Source organism: Nonomuraea endophytica (genome assembly GCF_014203235.1).
Lineage (GTDB): Bacteria > Actinomycetota > Actinomycetes > Streptosporangiales > Streptosporangiaceae > Nonomuraea > Nonomuraea endophytica.
Genome location: NZ_JACHIN010000012.1, coordinates 204,045 through 221,124, shown reverse-complemented (window position 1 = coordinate 221,124; position 17,080 = coordinate 204,045). Strand labels below are relative to the sequence as shown.

Annotated in this window: 14 protein-coding genes; 11 read left to right on the top strand and 3 right to left on the bottom strand. The window is 71.6% G+C overall.

The features are described from left to right. Positions 1-193 precede the first annotated feature (193 nt). Together HNR40_RS37460 and HNR40_RS37455 are read right to left on the bottom strand one after the other, a co-directional pair. A complete protein-coding gene (locus HNR40_RS37460) occupies positions 194-1,183 on the bottom strand; it encodes a DUF8814 domain-containing protein (RefSeq protein ID WP_184970003.1) in 990 nt (329 codons plus the stop codon). Between the two features lie 571 nt (positions 1,184-1,754). Then, complete coding sequence (locus tag HNR40_RS37455; RefSeq protein WP_184970001.1) at positions 1,755-2,630, bottom strand: hypothetical protein; 876 nt, start codon at positions 2,628-2,630, stop codon at positions 1,755-1,757. A gap of 658 nt (positions 2,631-3,288) precedes the next feature. On the opposite strand from HNR40_RS37455, the gene HNR40_RS37450 reads away from it, so the two are divergent. From HNR40_RS37450 to HNR40_RS37415, 8 genes are read left to right on the top strand one after another with little or no spacing between them, the layout of a single operon-like run. After that, complete coding sequence (locus HNR40_RS37450) at positions 3,289-4,677, top strand: exopolysaccharide biosynthesis polyprenyl glycosylphosphotransferase (protein WP_184969999.1); 1,389 nt, start codon at positions 3,289-3,291, stop codon at positions 4,675-4,677. After that, positions 4,677-5,972 (top strand): O-antigen ligase family protein, encoded by a 1,296-nt coding sequence (locus HNR40_RS57515; RefSeq protein WP_184969997.1) that lies wholly within the window; start codon positions 4,677-4,679, stop codon positions 5,970-5,972. The genes HNR40_RS37450 and HNR40_RS57515 overlap by 1 nt, the downstream gene beginning before the upstream one ends. Further along, the gene (gene murJ / locus HNR40_RS37440; protein ID WP_184969995.1) at positions 5,969-7,498 is read left to right on the top strand and encodes a murein biosynthesis integral membrane protein MurJ; all 1,530 of its coding nucleotides are present in this window, start codon (positions 5,969-5,971) and stop codon (positions 7,496-7,498) included. Before HNR40_RS57515 ends, murJ begins: the two co-directional genes overlap by 4 nt. After that, positions 7,495-8,199, top strand: coding sequence for a polysaccharide deacetylase family protein (locus HNR40_RS37435; RefSeq protein WP_312896662.1), 705 nt, complete (start codon positions 7,495-7,497; stop codon positions 8,197-8,199). Before murJ ends, HNR40_RS37435 begins: the two co-directional genes overlap by 4 nt. Then, complete coding sequence (locus tag HNR40_RS37430) at positions 8,196-9,326, top strand: glycosyltransferase (RefSeq protein WP_184969993.1); 1,131 nt, start codon at positions 8,196-8,198, stop codon at positions 9,324-9,326. Before HNR40_RS37435 ends, HNR40_RS37430 begins: the two co-directional genes overlap by 4 nt. Further along, a complete protein-coding gene (locus HNR40_RS37425) occupies positions 9,323-9,967 on the top strand; it encodes a YveK family protein (protein ID WP_184969991.1) in 645 nt (214 codons plus the stop codon). Before HNR40_RS37430 ends, HNR40_RS37425 begins: the two co-directional genes overlap by 4 nt. Continuing rightward, entirely contained in the window at positions 9,964-11,076 is a 1,113-nt protein-coding gene (locus tag HNR40_RS37420; protein WP_184969989.1) for a GNAT family N-acetyltransferase, read from the top strand. The genes HNR40_RS37425 and HNR40_RS37420 overlap by 4 nt, the downstream gene beginning before the upstream one ends. Further along, positions 11,073-12,179 carry a glycosyltransferase gene (locus HNR40_RS37415; protein ID WP_221341312.1) on the top strand — a complete coding sequence of 369 codons (1,107 nt, stop codon included), beginning with the start codon at positions 11,073-11,075 and terminating at the stop codon, positions 12,177-12,179. Before HNR40_RS37420 ends, HNR40_RS37415 begins: the two co-directional genes overlap by 4 nt. A gap of 19 nt (positions 12,180-12,198) precedes the next feature. On the opposite strand, the gene HNR40_RS37410 is transcribed toward HNR40_RS37415, so the two are convergent. After that, positions 12,199-13,947: a glycoside hydrolase family 26 protein gene (locus HNR40_RS37410; protein ID WP_184969987.1), complete on the bottom strand. Its 1,749-nt coding sequence runs from the start codon at positions 13,945-13,947 to the stop codon at positions 12,199-12,201. Between the two features lie 362 nt (positions 13,948-14,309). On the opposite strand from HNR40_RS37410, the gene HNR40_RS37405 reads away from it, so the two are divergent. Genes HNR40_RS37405 through HNR40_RS37395 form a run of 3 tightly spaced genes read left to right on the top strand, consistent with a single transcriptional unit; the run spans position 14,310 to position 17,034 of the window. Next, positions 14,310-15,494 (top strand): carboxylate--amine ligase, encoded by a 1,185-nt coding sequence (locus tag HNR40_RS37405; RefSeq protein ID WP_184969986.1) that lies wholly within the window; start codon positions 14,310-14,312, stop codon positions 15,492-15,494. Beyond that, positions 15,491-16,729, top strand: coding sequence for an NAD(P)-binding domain-containing protein (locus tag HNR40_RS37400; protein ID WP_184969984.1), 1,239 nt, complete (start codon positions 15,491-15,493; stop codon positions 16,727-16,729). Before HNR40_RS37405 ends, HNR40_RS37400 begins: the two co-directional genes overlap by 4 nt. After that, positions 16,720-17,034 carry a hypothetical protein gene (locus HNR40_RS37395; RefSeq protein WP_184969982.1) on the top strand — a complete coding sequence of 105 codons (315 nt, stop codon included), beginning with the start codon at positions 16,720-16,722 and terminating at the stop codon, positions 17,032-17,034. The genes HNR40_RS37400 and HNR40_RS37395 overlap by 10 nt, the downstream gene beginning before the upstream one ends. The last annotated feature ends 46 nt before the right edge of the window (positions 17,035-17,080 follow it).

The window sequence follows — 17,080 nt, the reverse complement described above, 5'->3', positions numbered from 1 at the left end:
CTCGCCCGGCATTGGCCGGGTGCTCTTCTGCCGTCAACAGGGCGGTTACGACTGCTCAAGAGATCGCAAAGCGGGCTCGGACCGGATCAGCGGTGCTCTACCGTTTTCCGCGTGGCCCCCACCGCCACTCTGGATGGTTCCCCCGTCCGCAGAAAGAAATGAGGGAGCCCGGCGTCGCGCCGGGCTCCCTGTTTCACAGCAGTGCTTCCACGTCCGTCCACAGATATGTGACGTTGACCCAGTCATTCGTGGTCATGCCGAGGTCCTGCCAGAAAAGTTCGTCCGCCAGGTCTATGCCCGCCGGATTGCGCACCTTTCTCGCCCTGTCGTCGCGGCCCGTGTTGTATCCATCGAGATATGCCGCCTGCGCCTGGGGTTTTCCCTGGGGCAGATCGGCCCACATATCGCGGGTGGCGGCGGCGTTCCAATAATCGTCGCGGATATTCCACGGGCCCACGTCCCAGATCGGCGCGACGACGCAGCGGGTGGCGTAACAGATCTTGACCTCGTAGGCGCGTTCCGTGGTGTTGGCGTTCAGTGCCCGCCTTGACGGGAGGGCGACGAAGCGGTCCGCGGAGCCGATCGTGTGGCCGTTGGCGGTCTTGTCGCCGATCTGGCCGATCCGGGTGGCGAAGACCCGGGTGGTCAGGGGTTTGGGGGCGGGCTCGGCCTCTGGCTGGCCTCGGGCGGGGTCGACGACCAGCAGGCGCAGGCCGTACACCTCCGGGCCCTGGCCGGCGCCGCGTTGGGTCAGCGTGATCCTGGCCTGGAGCTGGGTGGACGAGGCGGGCAGGACGACCTCGTCGGAGCCCTGCCTGGCCTCCCGCCACTCCGTCCAGCGGGCGGAGCGGGTCTGACCGCGCAGTTCCAGCAGGACGTCCGCGCCCGGCGGCGTCTCGGCCATCATGATCGGCCGGATGCGGTTGGCCAGGGAGCGCGTGCCGATCGCGGTGGTGACGTAGAAGCCCTGGCGTTCTTCGCCTTCGGCGGCGGTGGCCGCGAGCTGGGGGCCGAGCCGCAGGCCGCGTGCGGTGTGGGCGACGTTGAACTGGCTCACGCCGTCCGTGGTGAGGTCGACGGCGAAACTCTGGCTGGCCGTGGCCACGCCTGGTGGTAGGAGCCAAAAGGCGGCGATTCCCGCCGCCGCCACGGTTTTACCGATCCTGCTGAGCACTTTCCGCATTCCCGACTGCTCCTCGCTTGCCGTACGCGATGCATCTTCGGGGCGCTTATCGACTTAGTCCGACATCTCCGCCTTGGCGCCCCGACGGGTCATACCCTCGGGCAATGGCGCCATGGGAAAAGCACGGTATGGACGCTGTCATGAAACGGGATTTGCGCGGGAGAAAGAAGCTATATCGGGCATTCTGCTAATTTTCCCTGGGAAAAACGCGACGGCCGACGGCCGTGCTCGGGCACGGCCGTCGGCGGTTGTCCACGTGAGTCGAACCACCGAGCTCAGGTGAAGCGGGCACTATCACCTCGCTCGGCGGGCTGCGCTGTCAGGAACGCAGCTGTCACGCCACACAGCAGTTCGTGGCGCCGATGTTCCCGTTCCCCTCATGTGGTGAGGGCATCGACGTCACCAGGTCAGAGCCCACCGCGCACAGCGACGCGGGCAGGTCGTGACCGCAGCCGATCTGTTCACGCCCGGCGAAAGGCACCATTACGCCGGACGGGTGCGGAAGACGGATGGGGGGCTGCTCCGTGCGGCGAAGGGTCTCGCGGTTCCTTCGGCGCACGAGGGAGTGACTCTAGTGAGCTGCTGCCATGTCGCCGACGGCGCCGGTCGTCGGGACCGAGGCCCCCAGCGCGTCTCCCACGGCCTCAGGAGCGCCCTTCGACTTCGCCAGCGGCGTCGCGGCGAGCGGGCCTTCGACGAGCGGGGCGATCTCGTCGAGCGGGACGTCGGTCCGCGGGCCGGCGGCGCGCTGCGCCATCGGCTGCCTGACCTCGGGGCTGCCCACGATGGGCGCCAGCTCGGTGGACACCGCCGCGGGAAGCGCGGACCTGAGCGCCGCGTTCGGGCCGCTGAGCAGATCGTGCGCGGAGACGGTGCCGACCTGGTGGGCGGCGGTCTTCGTCATGAACGCCGCGTGGTCGGCGTGACCGGACAGGCGCTCGGTGATCTGCGGCATCGCCGCCTCGGCGGCGGGCTCGAGCGCGGGGGCGTGCAGGATCTCGTCGGCGCGCCCGGTCAGGGAGCTGACGACACCCGGCACCGGCTCGTCCTGGTGCTCGAGACCGATGACCTCACGCCCGTCCAGCAGCGCGAAGTCCAGCGGCGAGCTCGCCGCGCCGGTGAGGGCCGGCTCGATCGGGTTGCGGTGCTCCACGCCTGCGGCGTTGGAGGCCTCGTTCAGCGGCAGGCCGTTGCGGAAGGTCCCCTGCGGGAGAAGGCGCGCCGCGCCCTCCACGGAACGGGCCGTGCCGTCAGCGGAACGGGTGATCCCGTCCACCGGGTTGTTGCTCTGCGTGAGCCCAGCGAGCGGGCTCGTGAGAGACATCAGCGGGTTCTGCCCCTTCCCGCCGAGCAGGCTGCTGCCGCCGCCTCCGCCGAGGAGGCCGCCGAGCGGGTCCCCGCCGGTCCTGGCCGCGGCCAGGGCGGGTCCGGCCAGCGCCGCTGCCATTCCCAGGCAGGCCACAGCTATGGCCGTGCTTTTGACTATGCGATTCATGATTGCCTTTCCGGGCTGTGATCGGACGTGTTCGCGATTACGCATGACCTACGAACCGATTACTCCGAATGCCGCGACGTGCGCCCTGTGGACACCGCACAAAGCGCTATCGCGACCGAGCTACCGGGAAAGTTCTATCACCGCATCTCGGCCCCATCCGACGACGTTGAACTATGTGGGCACAGGCTTTGCCTTAAACAGCCGCCGATTACCACAGTTAATTCGCCGGCGACTTCTGCATTGACCAGCGACACGCCTGACGGCATGTCCGGCTTCACGGGACAAGACCTGCTCTGGCCGTATTGCCGAGAACAAAGAAGTTGTCCGTTTGCTCCGCGCGGGCATTGAATAACTCGCGCGGCCTCCGGCCACAATTCCAGCGCCGCTGGCAGTGGCGAAAGATTTGCCCACCCATGAACCCCGCGCGAGCCTTCCATCGGCGCGTTCCAACGCTTCCGCCGATACCATCTCAACGATCTTGAGGCGCGAATGAACGCCATTCTTGTGTCCTCGCACAAGCGCCTGCAGAGAAACAGCCACGACTGCCAGCCCCTGCCACTACCCCTCATCCCGCAGCACTGGCGTGTGACCGCGACCTTGGAGGCAACAGATGACCGTAGCTGTTGGCACCAGCGAACCGACTGAGGACTTCCTGGATTCCGAGCCCGCGATGGCACCCGAGGCGCCCGCCCCAGCTCGACCCGACTTCCCCCTGCGCGACCTCACCCGGCGAGCCGCCCATCTCGGCCTGCTGACCGCCTGCCTGCTGACCGCGACGACCGTCACCGGCTGGCGGCTGACCAACGTGGCGGCGGCGGTCGCGATCGCGGTCGCCCTGCACATTCTGCTGCCCAGAGCCCGGTTCACCGGGTGGGCGATGGCCGCGCTGTGCACGCTGAGCCTGGAGGCGTGGCTGTGCTCGCCCGTCCCCGCGCCGCCGTCCGCGGCCTGGCTGCTCGCGGGCCTCAGCTACGCCGCGCTCATGGCCCTGGCCCACGGGGCCGGCCGCGCCTGGCGGCATGTCGCGGCCCGGCGCCGCGCGCCCCGCAAGGCCGTGATCCTTTCCACCGGCGAGCACGGCGTACGGCTGGCCAGAACCCTCCTGCAACACCCCGAGCACGGCATCGAGCCGATCGGCCTGGTCGGCGCCAGCGCGTCGGCCCACGGCCCGGCCGACGACCTGCCGGTGCTGGCCACCTACTCCAGCTGCGCCCAGATGCTGCGCCGCTCGGCCGTCAGCGTCGTCATCCTGGCCGGGCAGCCGCCGATCTCGCGGGCCGTGCTGCAGGAGATCAGGGCCACCGGGTGCCAGATCATGCTCGCCCCCGGACCGGACGACCTGGTGCAGGACTTCGTGGCGCCGGGCCGGCAGCTTCAGAGCTTCCCGCTGGTGGACATGGTGCCGCCCGCGCAGCGCCGGCCGTACTGGATGGCGAAGCGCTTCTGTGACGTCACGCTGGCGCTGCTCGCGCTGCTGGCGCTCGCGCCCGTGCTGGGGATCTGCCTGCTGGGCGTCCGGCTGGAAGGCGGGCCCGGCGTGCTGTTCCGCCAGCGGCGGGTCGGCATGGGCGGGCGCTGCTTCGACATGCTGAAGATCCGTACGCTCAAGCCGGCCAGCGCGCGGGACTCGGCCACTCAGTGGACCGTGAGCCAGAGCCGCCTCAGCGGCCCGATCGGCGGTTTCCTGCGCAAGACGTCGCTGGACGAGCTGCCGCAGCTGTGGAACGTGGTCACCGGCGACATGAGCATCGTGGGCCCGCGGCCGGAGCGGCCGTACTTCGTGCAGCAGTTCTCGAAGACGGTCGAGCGCTACGACCGGCGGCACCGGGTGCCCGTGGGGATCACCGGCTGGGCCCAGGTGCACGGCCTGCGCGGCGACACCTCCATCGAGGAGCGCGCGCGCCTGGACAACCACTACATCGACACGTGGTCGTTCGGCCTGGACGTGAAGATCGCGCTCAAGACGATCGGCTGCGTGCTGCGCCTGGGCGGCGCGTAGTGGCGCTCGCCCTGCGGCCGCGCTCCCCCCTGCGCGAGATGGACTGGCAGCGGCCCAGCGTCCTGGCGGTGCTGGCGGTGGCGCTGGTGTGCGTGCCGCAGCAACGTGCCCAGCTCGACTCGTCCTTCAACGTGACCGCTGCCGACGTGGCGGCCGGGTGCCTGGTGGTGGCCGCGCTCGTGCACGCGCTCAGGGCGCGGCTCCGGCTGCCGAGGCGGGCGTACCTGCTGGCTCCGCCCGCGGTCGCGGTGACGGCGGCGACGCTCGCCAGCGTCGACGTGGTCGCGGCGCTGCCGGGGTTCGTGCGCTACCTCGAGATCTTCGTGATCGTGCCGCTGGCCATGGCGATCGTCGTCCGCGACGAGGTGGACCGGCGGCTGGTGGCCGCAGCTGTGCTCGGCGCGGCCCTGGTGCAGGCGCTGCTCGGGTGCTGGCAGGCGTACTCGGGCAGCGGCGCCTCCTACGGCGGGCAGAGCATCAGGGCGGTCGGCACGTTCGGCGCGGTCGACGTCATGGGCATGGCCACCGTCGTCTGCTACGGCGCGATCGTGGCGCTGGCCCTGGTGCTGACCACGCGCGGACGGCCACGGGTCGCCGCTGCGCTGGTCCTGATCGTCCTGCTGGCGGCGCTGGTCCTGTCGCTCAGCCGGGGCGCGTGGCTGGCATGGCTCATGGCCGGCGTCGTCATGATCCTGCTGTCGGGCAGCAGGCGGGCCGTCGGCGGCGCTCTCGCCGGGGCGCTCGTGCTGGGCCTCGTGGTGCTCGGCGGCTGGGGGTCGGGGACCGTCACCCAGCGGCTGGCCTCCATGACCTCCGTCGCCTCCCAGCCGGACCAGTCGGTCAACGACAGGTACGGCCTGTGGGAGACGGCCGGCGGCATGTGGCACGACCATCCGCTCCTGGGCGTGGGCCCGCGCGGCTTCGCGGCCTGGCGCGACAACTACGCGCCCCTGCACGTCTCGGCCAGCAGCGACACCGCGGACCCGGTGAACGGATTCCAGCGGCAGGAGCTGCGCTCCCCGCACAACATGTACCTGCTGGTGCTGAGCGAGCAGGGTCTGCTCGGGCTCACCGCCTTCGCGCTGATGTGGGCCGGGCTCGCGGTGTGGGCGGCCAAGCGGGCGCGGCGCGGCCGTACCCCCGCCCAGAAGGCGGCGGGGCTGTGCGCGGCGGGCTTCCTGACCTGGCAGCTCGTCGACTTCGTCTACGCCGACGTGGGCGGATCCCCCACCGTCGTCATGTCGATCATGATCGGCCTGCTGCTGTCCTGGGTGGTCGCGGCGGACGCGGCATGAGCGCCACCACCGAGGAGACCCGCGGCCCGCTGGCCAGGGCCACCACGGTCACCATGCTCCTGGTCATCGCCGGATCGGCGTCCGGGTTCGCCCGCGACCTGCTGGTGGCGGGCGTCTTCGGCGCCAGCGCGGGCACCGACGCCTTCATGGTCGCCTGGACCATTCCGGAGACGGCCGCGCCCCTGCTCATAGAAGGCGCGCTGTCGTTCCTGCTCATCCCCTACTTCAGCCGCTCCGTGGAGGAGGGCCGGTCGCTGCGCGAGGTCGTCTGGGCCGCGATGCCCAAGGCCGTCCTCGCGTTCGTGCTGCTGAGCGCCGCCACGGCCGCCGCCGCGCCGCTCGTCGCGCGCGGCCTGGCGCCCGGCATCCAGGAGCACGACCTGGCCACCCGGTGCACGCAGATCACCTCGCTGACCGTGCTGGGCTTCGGGCTGGCCGGGTTCTGCAGCGCCGCGCTGCGTACGCGGCGGATCTTCGGCCCGCCCGCCGCCATCTACCTGGCCTACAACGCCGCCATCGTCGGCGCCATCGCCATCGGCCACGACGGCTGGGGCATCACCGCGGTGGCGTGCGGCGTGGCGGCCGGCGGCCTGCTCATGGCGCTCATCCAGGCCCCGTCCTTCATCCGGCACATCGGCACCCCGGTCAGGACCGGCCTCGCGACGTCGATCTCGTGGACGGTCTTCGCGCCCATCGCCGCCTTCACCCTGCTGCGCCAGGCGCAGGTGTTCGTGGAGCGGTTCGTCGCCTCCTCGCTGCCGGCCGGGTCGATCTCCTACCTGAACTACGCGCAGAAGATCGCCCAGGTGCCCATGGTGGCCTCGCTCATCCTCGCCACGGTCTCCTTCCCGGTCCTGGCCCGCAGCATCGCCGCCGGAGACGGCGCCGCCGCCGGCCGGCAGGTGCTGGCGGACACGTGGGTGGCCGCCGCGATCGTGCTGCCCGCCACGGCGTTCCTGGTCGCGCACGCGCCCGGCGTGGTGGGCCTGCTGCTGGAGCACGGCGCCTTCACCCCCGACGACACCGCGGCGACCGCGTGGAGCATGCGCCTGTACTGCCTGGGCCTGCTCGGCCAGGCCGTGGTCGGCGTGCTGTGCCGGGTCTACTTCTGCGCCTCGCGGCCCTCCTGGTATCCGGCCGCCGCCATGACCGCCGGTCTGGCGCTCACCGCGGTCGCCGCGCCGTTCCTGGCCGGCCCGCTCGGCGTGGGCGGGGTCGCGCTGGCCAACGCGGCGGGCATCAGCCTGACGGCCGCGCTCCTGCTCAGCGGGCTCGGCGCGCCGCTCCTGGTGCTGCCCAAGCGGGCGCTGCTCGTGTCCCTCGGCCGCCTATCCGCGGCGGCCGTGGTCGCGGCGGGCGTCTCCTTCCTGGTCCGCCCCGTCACCGCGGACCTCTCGTTGATCGTCGCCGTGCCGTGCGAGGCCGCCGTCACCCTGGCGGTCTTCGTCACCGCGGCACTACTCACCGGTTCCAGGCGGGACCTCGGCGACGCGCTGAGGCCCCGCGAAGGGGGAGTGCGATTGTGAGCCCAACCAGGCAGCAGGTCCTGATGTACCACTCGGTCGACGACTTCGACGAGGATCCGTACCTCATCACCGTCAGACCCGCCCGTTTCGCCGCGCAGATGGCGTGGCTGCGCGGGCGGGGGCTGCGCGGCGTGTCCATGCGCGAGCTCCTGCGCGCCCAGCGCGAGGGTACGGCCCGCCGCCTCGTCGGCCTCACCTTCGACGACGGGTACGCCGACTTCGCCACCCACGCCCTGCCGGTGCTCCTGCGCCAGGGCTTCACCGCCACGGTGTTCGCCGTCACCGGCCGCCTGGGCGGCGACAACGCCTGGGACCCGCTCGGCCCGCGCAAACCGCTCATGACCGCGGACCAGCTCAGGCAGGTCGCCGACGCGGGCATGGAGGTCGCCTCCCACACCCAGACGCACCTGTCGCTGGCCGGCGCCCCGACCGGGGACCTCTACCACGAGGTCAAGACCAGCCGCACGGACCTGGAGGCGATACTCGGCCACGAGGTCATCGGCCTGGCCTACCCGTACGGCCACGCCGACCGCGAGGCCGTCGAGGCGGTACGCGCTGCCGGATACGCCTACGCCTGCGGCATCAAACCCGGCGAAGCGGACCAGCTCTGCCTGCCCAGAACGCACGTGAGCGACGACGACCGGCTGCTCCGGCTGACCGTCAAGCGCGCCCTGCACTACTGCAAGTGGGGCCGGCGATGAAGGTGCTGCACGTCATCACCGGGCTGGAGGCGGGCGGGGCCGAGCGGCAGCTGCGCGACCTGGTGGCCAACCACCACGTCACCGCCGAGGTCGCCGCGCTCACGAAGCCGGGCCTGATCAGCCAGGCCATCCAGGCGGAAGGGGTGACCGTCCACCATCTCGGCATGACCGGCAACCGGGACCTGCGCGTCCTGGGCCCGCTGTGGCGGCTGGTCCAGCGCGGCGGCTACGACGTCGTGCACACGCACCTGTTCCGCGCCGGGTTGTACGGCCGCCTGGTCGCCCGGCTGTCCGGCGTGGCCGCGATCGTGGCCAGCGAGCACTCCATCGGCGAACGCCACCTGGAGGGCCGGCCCATCACCGCGCCGGTGCGCGCGCTGGCCCGCGCCGGCGAGCGCCTCGGGCACGTGACGGTCGCGGTGTCGTCGGCCGCTGCCCAGCGGCTGGTCCGGTGGGGGGTGCCCGAGCAGCGGATCGAGGTGATCGCCAACGGCATCGACCCGCGGGCGTTCCGCTTCGACCCGGCCGTGCGGGAGACGACCCGGAGCCGGCTGACGATCCCACCGCACATCACGGTCGTGGGCGGGGTGGGCAGGCTGGAGCCGGGCAAGCGGTTCGACGTGCTGATCGAGGCCGTGGCCGGGTTGCCGGACACCGTACTGCTGCTGGTGGGGGACGGGCCCGAGCGGGCGAACCTGGTCGCGCACGCGCGCCGGCTGGGGATCGCGAACCGGATGGTGCTGGCCGGGCAGTCCAGCCAGGTTCCCGCGCTGCTGTCGGCCATGGACGTCTTCGCGGCGCCGTCGCAGGAGGAGACGTTCGGCCTGGCCATCGTCGAGGCGCTGGCGTGCGGGCTGCCCGTGCTCTACAGCGCCTGCCCGGCACTGGACGAACTGCCCGCGAGCGCCTCGCCCAACGCGCGGCGGCTGCCCTCGGCGGCGGAGCCGTTCCGGCAGGCCGTGGAGGAGCTCATCGCGGCCGGCGCGCCACGGCAGCTTCCGCCGCAGGCCGTGGACCACTACGGCATCGGCCATCACGTCAACCGCATCGAAGCGCTGTACCTGCGCGTGCACGAGCAAAGATCCCGATCGAAGACCATCGCGCCAGCCTGGGGAGAGCAACCATGAGCGTGACCCGCCGTGTATCCGCCGCTGCCCGGCGGTGGTGGCCGCAAGGCTGCGCCGTCGTCCTGGGCCTGTGCGCGGGACTTCTGTACACCGCCCTGACCGACCGCGTGTACACCGCCCAGGCGTACGTCGTCGTGGTGGCCGACGCCCCGTCGAGCATCGAGCAGACGACGAAGTTCGCCCAGGCGTTCACCAAGATCGCCACGCAGCCCGCCATCGTCGCCGCCGCGCTCCGTCCCGGCCTCGCCGCCCACACGGTCGGCGAGCTCCAGCGCACGGTACGCGTCTCCGGCTCCCCCGACGCCCCGATGATCAGCCTGGCCGCCTCCGCGCCCGACGCCGCGCAGGCGGCGACCCAGGCCAACGCGCTGGCCCAGTCCCTCATCACCTACGCCGGCGCCCGCGCCACCGACACCGGCGTGCGCATCGCCAACCTGTCCCAGGCCGTGGCGCCCGAGGAGCCGTCAGGCCCCGATCCGCTCATCAACCTCACCGTGGGCGCCGCCGCCGGACTCCTGCTCGGCGGCCTGTTCTACCTCGTCACCCCGCCGACCAGGCCGGGCCGAGACAAGAGCGCCACCCGCGACGAGCCCGCCGCCCGCGCCCGCGAGCGCTCACGCAAGCGGCCGGTCGGCGCATGACGCCCAGCCTCCTGGTCGGCGGCCAGAGCAGCGTCGTCACCGACCCGAGCGCCTTCGCGGCCATGAAGCCGGAATGGGATGACCTGTACGAGCGCTGCGCCACCTCCACCCCCTTCCAGTCGCACGCCTGGCTCACCTCCTGGTGGCAGTGGTACGGCGGGCGGTCCCGCCTGCGCGTCCTGCTGCTGCGCGACCAGGACCGGCTGGTGGCCGGGCTGCCGCTGATGCGCACGCGGCGCTGGGGCTGCCGGGTGCTGAGCCCGCTGGGCCTCGGCCTGTCCGACTACACCGACGTACTCCTCGACGAGGCGCACCGCGACGGCCTCGCCAGGACCGCGGGCGAGGCGCTGCTCGCCCTGCCCGGCTGGGACGTCATGGACTTCCCCGAGGCCCAGCCGGGCGCCGCCCTGGAGACGCTGCACGCGTGCTGGCCTGGCCGGCGCTGGCTCATGGAGGGCTCCTCCTGCCTGTACATGCCGGCCCTTCCGCTGGAGGACCAGCTGGCCGCGCTCGGCACGCGGACGGCCGGCAAACTCCGCCGCGGCCTCTACAAGATCGACAAGCTGGACCTCCAGGTGCACGCGGTGACCCCCGAACAGGTGCCCGCCGCCATGGAGGACCTCCTGCGCCTGCACGCCCTGCAATGGGCGGGCCGTCCGATCAACAAGGAACACCTGAGCCCCCGCTTCCAGGCCCACCTCACCCGGTCCGCCACCGAGCTCATCGCCACCGGCCGGGCCGCGCTGACGGAGTTCCGCGTCGGCGAGCGCCTCGTGGCCGCCGACTTCTGCCTCATCGGCGCCGACTTCGCCGGTGGCTACCTCTACGGGGCCGACCCCTGGCTGCGTACCCAGGTCGACACCTTCGCCATGGTCCTGCAGCATGGACTGCGCCAGGCGCACGCGCGCAGGCTGGAGAAGCTGAGCCTGCTGCGCGGCGCCGAGCCGCACAAGGCCAAGTGGGGCGCCAGGGCCATCGGCAACCGGCGCATGATCTTCGGCAGGACCCACCGGGCCGGCCTCTACGCGGCGCTCGTCCGCGCCCGCATCCACGCGGCCCGCACGCTCAAGGAACGCCTGCATCCCCTCTCAGCGAAGGCCGGCTCATGACCATCTCCGTCCTGCACGTCAGCCAGCCCGTCGAGGCCGGCGTGGCCGCCTACGTCAGCGCCGCCGCGGCCGACCAGGCCCGGCGCGGCTGGCGGGTCACGGTGGCCGCGCCGTCCCGCGGCACGCTCCCCGACCGGCTCGCCGAGCAGAAGATCTCGCACGTGGCCTGGGAGTCGGCCCGCTCCCCCGTGCGCTCGTGCAAGGACGAGACCGTCGCGCTGCGCCGCATCGTCGACGAGCTCGAACCCGACATCATCCACCTGCACTCGGCCAAGGCCGGCCTGGTGGGACGGCTGGCCGTCCGGGGCCGGCGGCCCACGCTCTTCCAGCCGCACGGCTGGTCCTGGCTGGCCTGCCGGGGCGCGACGGCCAGGACCGCGATCGCGTGGGAGCGCACCGCCGCGCGCTGGGCCGCCGCGATCGTGTGCGTCGGCGAGGGCGAGGCGGAGGCCGGCGCGGCGCGGGGCGTGGCGGCCCGGCTGGTCGTCGTACGCAACGGCGTCGACCTCGACCACTTCACCCCCGCAGGCATCGAAGGTCAGCTACAGGCCCGCGCCGAACTCGGCATCCCCTCGCACGCCCGGCTGGCCGTGTGCGTAGGCAGGCTGACCCGGCAGAAGGGCCAGGACCTGCTGCTGCGGGCCTGGCCCCGTGTCCTGCGCTCCTGCCCCGACGCGCAACTGGCCCTGGTGGGCGACGGCGAGCTGAAGGCCCAGCTGGAGGCCGAAGCACTCCCCGGAGTCCGCTTCGCCGGACCCAGCGCCGACGTGCGGCCCTGGTACGCGGCCAGCGACCTGGTCGTGATGCCCTCCCGCTGGGAGGGGCTGCCGCTGACCGCGCTGGAGGCGATGGCCAGCGCCCGTCCCGTCGTCGGCTTCGACATCCCCGGTCTGCGCGAGGTGATCGGCGAGGAGACCGGCGCGCTGGTGACGGCCGGCGACCTCAGAGGGCTGGCCCACGCGCTGTCCTCCCGCCTGTCCTCCCACGACGGTACGGCGTGGCGCGAGGGACAGGTGGCGGCGCTGCTCAGCAAGGAGTTCGATGCCCGGGTGACCATGGAGGTGCTGGCCGGGGTGACCGCCGGGGTGCTCGGGCGGGGCTAGCCCGCCCGAGCGTCCGCGCTCAGGTCGGCAGCTCATCCCCTGGTACGGCCGGCGGCATCACCGTCGGGCTGGGCAGGTTCACCGGCACCTCAAGCTGTACCGGCGGCGGCACCACGACCATCGTCAGCAGGCTCCGCCACAAGCCGACCAGCCAGGTCAGCATGGGCTCGTCGACGACCTGCGGGGGCAGGGTGACGGCCGGGAGCGTGGGCGGCATCGGGGGCTGGATCGACGGCGGCACCGGGTTGGACGTCACACCCAGCGGCGGAACCGCCCCGGTCGGCGCACCTGGCGCGCCGGGCTCACCGGCGCCGAGCGGGATCGCGGGCGCCGACGGCAACGCTGACGTGCTGGGTAGAGCGGGCGCCGACGGGAGCGCCGAGGTGGTGGGCAGAGCGGGAGTGCTGGGCAGCGCGGGTGTGGACGGGAGCGCCGGCGTGGACGGAAGCGCGGGCTTCGACGGCAGCGCCGACGCACTCGGCAACGCGGGTGCGCTCGGCAGCGCGGACGTGCTGGGGAGCGCGGGTTTCGAGGGCAACGCAGGTGCGCTCGGCAGCGCCGACGTGCTCGGCAGAGCGGGCGGTGACGGCACCCCCGATGCGCTGGGCAGCGCCGACGTGTCCGGGAGCGCGGGTTTCGACGGCAGTCCCGACGCGCTGGGAAGCGCGGGCTTGGGCGGCAGCGCGGGCGCTGACGGGAGTGCTGAGGTGCTGGGCAGCGCGGGCGCTGACGGCAGCGCCGACGTGCTGGGTAGTGCGGGTGCTGACGGCAGCGCCGACGTGCTCGGAAGTGGCGGTGTGGTCGGGGTGGGCGCGACCGGCGTCGGCAGCATCTGCTGCAACAGGGTCCGGAACCCGGCGGCCGACCGCGGGTTGGACGAGCACTGCCACACCCCGTGCGGGCAGTAGTCCGACAGCGAGTGGTAGGCGACGTTGTGCCGCCCGATCCAGTCGAGCATCTGCCGGACGTAGGTGGGCCGGTCGCCGTAGCGGAACAGGCCCCACTCGGGGAACGACATGGGCTTGCCGTGGGCGGCGGCGAACTCGGCGTGGTGGCGCAGGCCGTACGGCTGGGAGACGTACGACTGGAAGCCGTCGGATGGCGGCTGGTCGTAGTTGTCCATGCCGATGATGTCGACGACGTCGTCACCGGGGTAGCAGTCGGTCCACGGGATCGCGTCGCGCCCGCGGTTGGCGGTGAAGTCGAAGCGGAAGCGCTGCCCGGGCACGGACCGCATGCTGGTCACGATCCGCCGCCAGTACGCCTTCCACGCGACCGGGTCGGGCGCGCACCGGCTGGAGTACGTCGTGCCGTTCATCTCCCAGCCCAGGACGATGATGGAGTCCCCGGCCCCCTCGGTGACCAGCCGGTCGGCCAGCTTCGTGAAGGTGAGGTCGAAGGCCCCGCTCGCGCCGGCGGTCAGCAGCACGGAGACCGCGGCGTCGGACAGCTTGCCCTCGTTGGGCGCCACCATGGGCACGTTGATCGCGAGGATCCTGCCCGGCTGGGCCGCCCGCCACTCGGTCCAGGGCTTGAGGATGAAGTCGGGGCCGAGGAAGGCCGCCCAGGTCTCGCCGGGGATGTAGGTCCTGCCGACGGTCACCTCGCGGCCCAGCCAGCGCTCGAAGTCGGGCAGGCGTGCGGTGCCGTTGGCGTCGGAGCCCATGAAGACGCCGAGCGCCGCCCGCTGCTTGCTCAGCGCGAGCAGCTTGGGCTCGGGCTCTGCGACCGCGTCCGGTTGTACGGCGACGGCGGCCACGAGCAACATGGCGGCTCCAAGCGCGCCCCTGTGCCTAAGTCCGGGGAACATGTGCCTTCTCATGCGGCTAACTCACCATTCCTGCCCGTCAAAGCATTACTGCGGGCTTCCATTCCCCTTCCTGCTTGATGAGAACATCAAAACTCCTTCGGAATTTCGCAAGCAATGCACAGGATGACCGATTCGCCACATAAGAGCTTTTCGCACCATCTCGTCCCTGACATTGGAGAAACAATAACGCCCGCATGAAAAACAATTCACCGTGTCCATGATAGGAAAGACCGGTGAACGACGCTCCCCAACAGAAGCGGAATAACGATATCCGCAACTGCCTGCCCGTCGCCCCGAGGGCCCCGGCACTGGTCGTCAGGATGGATCGCAACCCATTCCATCACGGCACCCTCGCCGCCATTCGGTCACTCGGGCGCATGGGCGTCGAGGTGCACGCCGTTCTCGAAGGCCCGCACGGTCCAGCGGCCCAGTCGAAATACCTCTCCAGCTGCGGCCACTGGGACCCGGCGCCGACCGCGGCCGAGAGCTTTCTGCGCACAATGCTTTCGGCCGCCGACCGCATCGGCGGAAATCCGGTCCTGCTGCCAATGGACGACATCACCGCCATCTATACGGCGCAGCACGCACAGGACCTGTCCCCCAGATTCCGGATATCGAATCCGGCCGGCGAACTCCCTGCCCAGCTCGCCGACAAGCACGCGCTCGCCACCATCTGCGCCCATCTCGGCGTCGCCCACCCGGACACCCACGTGGCCGAGACCCAGGACGACCTGCGCTTCGCCGAACGCGCCTACGGCTTCCCGATGATGGCCAAGTGGGCCAGGCCCTGGCTGGCCGCCGGCGCCCGCGGCCTGCGCAGCACTACACTGCTCCAGTCGCACGACCAGCTCAGCGCCCTGGCCGCACGGGCCCCGGAGCAGGACAGCGAACTGCTGCTGCAGCGCTACATCCCGCCGACCCGCGACGCCGACTGGTTCTTCCACGGCTACTTCCGCGAGGACTCCACCTGCGACTTCGCCGGCTCGGGCAGGAAGGAGCGCGCCTACCCCCCGGCCGCCGGGATCACGACACTCGGCCGCTGGCTGCCCAACCCCGAGATCGACCACACCGCCAGAACCCTCGCCAAATCCCTGCGCTACGCCGGAATCCTCGACATGGACTTCCGCTTCGACATCAGGGACGGCAAGTACTACCTACTCGACTTCAATCCCCGCGTCGGCGCGCAGTTCCGCCTCTTCGGCGACTCCAACCGCATCGACGTCATCAGGGCCGCCTATCTGGACCTGACCGGGCAAGTCTCAAACTTCGGTTCTCCCCAGTACGGCAGGACGTATCTGGTGGAGAATTACGACCTCTTGCGGAAGCTGGCCAGAAAGCCCAGCGGAAACGGCCGCCGCCGCCCGGGATGGCTGTCGTCCCTGCGCCGGGCCGACGAGCTGGCCTGGTACGCGAGAGATGATGTCAAGCCCTTCACCGGAATGGTGAAACAAACGTTTCTACGCGCCATGAGGGCATGCACACCAACGATCGAAAGAATGCCATGAACACCGAAACCGTCGACGTCGCGGTCATCGGAGCCGGGCCCTACGGCCTTTCCGTCGCCGCATACGCCATCAGCGCCGGACTTGAGACCCAGGTCTTCGGCCAGCCGATGAACGCCTGGGACAAGCACATGCCCACCGGCATGCTGCTGAAGTCCGAGCCGTTCGCCTCGCACCTCGCAGACCCGGCCGGGGATTTCACGCTGGCGGCATACTGCCGTTCACACGGATTCCCCTACGCCTATGCCCGGCCCACTCCCGTGGAGCGTTTCGTCGACTACGGGAAATGGTTCTGCGAGCAGGCCGTCCAGGACCGCGTCACGCCGGTCAACGTGGTGGACGTCGCCAAGCAGGACGAGCTGTTCACCGTGACCCTGGAGACGGGCCGGCAGGTGCGGGCGCGGGCCGTGGTGCTCGCCGTGGGCTTCCTGCCGTTCGCCCGCATCCCGGCGGCGCTGGCTTCGCTGCCGTCGTCGGTGCTGGCCCACAGCTGCCAGCTCAACGATCTCAGCTGCTACGCGGGCGAGAAGGTGGCGGTGATCGGCGCCGGGCAGTCGGCCATCGAGACCGCGTGCCTGCTGCAGGAGGCCGGCGCGTACCCCCATCTGATCGCGCGCACGGCGGCGCTGAAGTGGAACGAGACGCCCGTCGAGGAGCGCTCGATGCTGGCGCGCTGCCTCGCCCCGCGCTCCGGGCTGGGGGCCGGCTGGCGGTCCTGGGTGTGGTCGGAGCGGCCCGCGCTGGTGCGCCACCTGCCCGCACGCGTGCGGCGGCGCATCGTGCGCACCACGCTGGGCCCGGCCGGCTCCTGGTGGCTGAAGGACCGCTTCACCAGCGTCCCGACCAGCCTCGGCGCGCAGCTGCGGCGGGCCGTACCAGGTGAAGGGGTTGATCTGCGCCTGCAGGACGGCGCGGGGGGACTCTTCCACCTGCACGCCGACCGCGTCATCGCCGCGACGGGGTACGTCGTCGACGTGCGCCGCTTCAGCGTCCTGGAGCCGGGGCTGCGTGACTCCGTCGCGCACGTGGGCCACGCGCCCGTGCTGAGCAAGACGTTCGAGTCCTCCGTGCCCGGTCTGTTCGTGGTGGGGCTCGCGGCCGCGCCCACGTTCGGCCCGGTCATGCGCTTCGTGCACGGCTCCCGTTTCGCCGCGTCCACGGTCGCCCCCGCGCTGGTCGCGCGGGTGTCCGGCCGCCGTTCCTCCTCCCCCGTCACCGTGGAGCCGTCATGCCGATGACCAACCGCCGCGCCGCGTTCGCGTTCGCCGCGGGTCTGTGCGCGCTCGCCTGGCTGGGTTCTCCCGGTACGGCTGCCGCCACCACCACCCCGACCATCGTCGTCACCTCGCCCGCGGACACTCCGGTCCGGGCGCGAACCCTGGGCACCCCGGTGACGGTCGAGCCGAGGCGCTCCGGCCAGCACTCGGTCTCCGTGGTCAGCGCGAGCGACTTCTCCGTCACGGCCCCGGCCTCGCGCACGGGACCGGGCAGCGAGATGCTCCACGGCGACCCGCACGTCGCGGTCCTGGGTCCCACCCGCTAATACGGGTAGTTTTGCCGGAAATGATCAGCCTTTGGGGCTGATCGAC